The following is a 3,689-nucleotide window of genomic DNA, read 5'->3' as shown; positions in this document are numbered from 1 at the left end:
TCCCCGCACTCACGCACCCCGCACTCACGCACTTCTTTTTCACAACCCGCTCCGCGGCGGCGCCACACTCTCCATCAACCGCGCGATCACCTGGTCCGGCGACACGCCCTCCGCTTCCGCGTGAAAGTTCACCAGGACGCGGTGGCGCAGCACGGGGGCCGCCACACGGCGAATGTCGTCCGGCGTCACGTGAAAGCGGCCGCTGAGCAGCGCGTGAGCCTTGGCGCCCAGGATCAGCGCCTGCCCGGCGCGCGGGCCGGCGCCCCAGCGAATCCACCGCTTCACGTCCTCGTGCGCATCCGCGCCCGTGGGCCGCGTGGCGCGCACCAGCGAGGCGGCGTACTGAAACACGTTGTCCGCCACCGGCACCTCGCGCGTCCACCGCTGCAGCGTCATCACCCGCGCAGCATCCAGCACCCGCTCCACCGGCGAGTCCTGCACCCCCGTCGTGGCGCGCAGGATCTCCACCTCTTCCTCCGCGGACGGATAGTCCAGGCGGATGTCGAACATGAAGCGGTCCAGCTGCGCCTCGGGGAGCGGATACGTGCCCTCCTGCTCCACCGGGTTCTGCGTCGCGAGCACAAAGAAGGGGCGCGGCAGGGGCATGTCCTCCCCACCGGCCGTTACGCGGCCCTCCTGCATGGCCTCCAGCAGCGCGGCCTGCGTCTTGGGCGGGGTGCGGTTGATCTCGTCCGCCAGCAGCACCTGGGTAAAGATGGGCCCGCGGATGAAGCGCGCCGAGCGGCGGCCGGTGGACCGGTCTTCTTCGATGACTTCCGTGCCGGTGATGTCGCCCGGCATGAGGTCCGGGGTGAACTGCACGCGGCGGAACTCCAGCTCCAGCGCCTCGCTGAGCGTGCGGACCAGGAGCGTCTTGGCCAGCCCGGGCACGCCCACCAGCAGCGCGTGGCCGCCGGCCAGCAGGCACATCAGCACCTCGTCCAGCACCGCCCCCTGGCCCACGATGCGGCGGCGCACCTGCTCACGCAGGCGCGCGGCGTCGGAAAGCAGCGTCTGGACTTCCTGTTCGGCTGTGACCAGGGGAACCTCCGGACCGTTGATGACGTGGGATGACGGGGACGGCGCGCGGTGTGCTAACAATCTAGCACCCTCAACCTAGCGGCGCGGGGCACGGATGGGAAAGTAGGCCCGCGCCGCGGACGGGGCGAGGCGTTGCGGGCGAGCGGCGCCGTTGCGGGAATAGGATGCAGAGCACCTGCATTTCGTTGGTTCGCCGCAGAGTGTGCGGCCGCCGGGACGGGCGTTTGCACGCGCCGCATTGACGGAAGCCGCCGCGCCCCGCACTTTACCGCGCCTGCCCGAGCCCCATCACACGCATGGCCGGCGCGCTCCGCGCCGGTTCGGGTCCGTCCGGCACCTTCCCGCAACGCCCGTTCGGGGACGTGCCGCTTCGTCCTGAAACCCCACCAGCCAACATGCAACTGTTCCGAAGAAAGCCCATCGCGGAGCTGATCACCGAGGAGGGGCATCCCAACTCGCTGAAGCGCGAACTGGGCGCCGGCGACCTGATCATGCTCGCCATCGGCGCGGTGATCGGCGCGGGGATCTTTTCGTCCATCGGCACGGCCGCGGCGGGCGAAATCCTTCCCAACGGCGTGGTGGTGCGCTACGGCGCCGGCCCCGCGCTGGTGATCTCGTTCCTGCTGCTGGGCGCCGTCTGCGGGCTGGCCGCGCTCTGCTACGCCGAGCTGGCTTCCATGATTCCCCAGGCCGGCAGCGCGTACGCCTACTCGTACGCCACGCTGGGCGAACTGGTGGCGTGGATCATCGGCTGGGACCTGATCCTGGAATACGCCGTGGGCAACGTGGCCGTGGCGGTGGCGTGGAGCGGCTACTTCAACTCGCTCCTGAGCGGCTTCGGCATTCACCTTCCCGGCTACCTGACGCACGGCTACCGCGCCGTGCTCAAGAGCTCGGACCCCGAGGTGCAGGCGCTCATGCAGTCGGCGCCGCGCTTTCTGGGCATGCCGTTTCTGGTGAACCTGCCGGCCTTCTTCATCGTGGCCGCCGTCACCTGGCTGCTCATGCTGGGCGTGCGCGAAAGCGCGCGCGCCAACAACATCATGGTGGTCATCAAGCTGCTGGTGCTGCTGCTGTTCGTGATCGTGGGGTCCATGCACGTGAACATGGACAACTTCACCCCGTTCGCCCCCAACGGCTGGCGCGGCATTCACCAGGGCGCGGCCATCGTCTTCTTTGCCTACATCGGCTTCGACGCCATCAGTACCGCGGCGGAAGAAACCAAGGACCCGCAGCGCAACCTGCCCATCGGCATTCTGGGCGGCCTGGCCATCTGCACCGCGATCTACGTGATCGTGGGCCTGGTGGCGACCGGCCTTGTGCCCTACCAGCAGCTCAAGGGCGCGGACCCGCTGGCGCAGGCGCTGGACGTGGCAGGGCTCAAGACGGCGGGATGGATCGTTTCGGCCGGCGCGGTGGTGTCGCTCACGGCGGTGCTGCTGGTGTTCCAGTACGGCCAGCCGCGGATCTTCTACGCCATGGCCCGCGACGGCCTGCTGCCGCGCTGGGCGGCAAAAGTGAGCGGCAAGGCGCGCGTTCCGTACGTCACCACGCTGCTCACCGGCGCCGCCGTGGCCACCGGCGCGCTGTTCGCGGATGAGAACGAGATCTACGACCTCACCAACATCGGCACGCTGTCGGCGTTCGCCATCGTGTGCATCGGCGTGCTGGTGCTGCGCATTACCGATCCCGACCGCCCGCGGCCGTTCCGCGTTCCGTTCGTGTGGCCGGTCACCCTCATCGGCGCGGGTGCCTGCATCTACGTGATGTACGGCCTTCCGGGGCACGCGTGGGAGCGCTTCGCCATCTGGCTCGCCATCGGTCTGGCCATCTACTTCCTGTACGGAATCCGCCACAGCACGCTGCAGCACGGCGAGCGCGGCGCGCCCGTTCCGCCCCCGCTGGATCCGCCGCACTGACGCGGTTTGTACGCACGATGTCGCCAAGGCGGCGGTCCTCTCCGGATCGCCGCCTTCGTCGTTTCGGGCGATGAACGGCAATCCGCCTCCGCGCCGTATTGTCCCCTTGCGCACTTTCTGTATCCGACGCACTTTGCGTAGCGCACCTGAACATGTACAGATGCGACAGCCGCCCCGGCGCGGCAATGACCTTTCATGGGAGGATCGACAATGCCACGTCTTCGCAAACCCGTTCTGAGCCTCGCCTTCGCCGCCACGCTCGGCGTGGGGATGACCGCCGCCTTCGGCACCCCGTCATCCGCGCAGATCACGGTCAGCTGCTGGAAGACCGTCTGCGTCACCAACCCGGAAACCAAGCAGGTCTCCTGCATCAGCACGTCCATCCCCTGCCCGCCGGAAGAGAACGAGGTCGTCACTCCGTAAACCGGCGAGGTTCATTTCCGGGGCGCGCCGCGCGCCCCGGCCACGATCGACCAAAGAGGGATGATGAACCATCAACCGATGCTGCGCGCCGCGGCTCTCGCGCTCGTGCTGCTGGCCGCCTGCGAGCCCGCGCGCACGATGCAGCCGTCCGCCCCTGCGCCCGTGGCCGCGCTCGCCCCGGAGCACGAAGCGCTGCTCGAAAGCCTGCTGCGGGCGCATGCCGGAGGCAGGCCGGTGGACGTGGAGACGCGCAACACCTTCCGCCACCTGCTCGCCGTCGCGCTGTCGCAGCCGTCGCCGTCCTCG

General features: G+C 69.0%; 4 protein-coding genes. 3 read left to right on the top strand and 1 reads right to left on the bottom strand.

All coding sequences use genetic code 11. From position 1 onward, the window contains the following. Positions 1 to 39: 39 nt before the first annotated feature. Positions 40 to 1,101 carry a MoxR family ATPase gene (locus tag VF665_RS22220; protein ID WP_331055667.1) on the bottom strand — a complete coding sequence of 354 codons (1,062 nt, stop codon included), beginning with the start codon at positions 1,099 to 1,101 and terminating at the stop codon, positions 40 to 42. A 335-nt stretch (positions 1,102 to 1,436) separates the two neighbouring features. On the opposite strand from VF665_RS22220, the gene VF665_RS22215 reads away from it, so the two are divergent. The 3 genes from VF665_RS22215 to VF665_RS22205 all read left to right on the top strand — a co-directional run. Further along, complete coding sequence (locus VF665_RS22215) at positions 1,437 to 2,960, top strand: APC family permease (RefSeq protein ID WP_331055666.1); 1,524 nt, start codon at positions 1,437 to 1,439, stop codon at positions 2,958 to 2,960. A 210-nt stretch (positions 2,961 to 3,170) separates the two neighbouring features. Next, positions 3,171 to 3,383, top strand: a complete 213-nt coding sequence (locus VF665_RS22210; RefSeq protein ID WP_331055665.1) for a hypothetical protein — start codon at positions 3,171 to 3,173, stop codon at positions 3,381 to 3,383. Between the two features lie 63 nt (positions 3,384 to 3,446). Beyond that, positions 3,447 to 3,689: hypothetical protein (locus VF665_RS22205; RefSeq protein ID WP_331055664.1), on the top strand; the 243-nt coding region annotated here is incomplete at its 3' end.

Source organism: Longimicrobium sp. (assembly GCF_036387355.1).
GTDB lineage: Bacteria > Gemmatimonadota > Gemmatimonadetes > Longimicrobiales > Longimicrobiaceae > Longimicrobium.
Note: the sequence above shows the minus strand (reverse complement) of the source record. Positions and strands in the feature narration are given on the sequence as shown.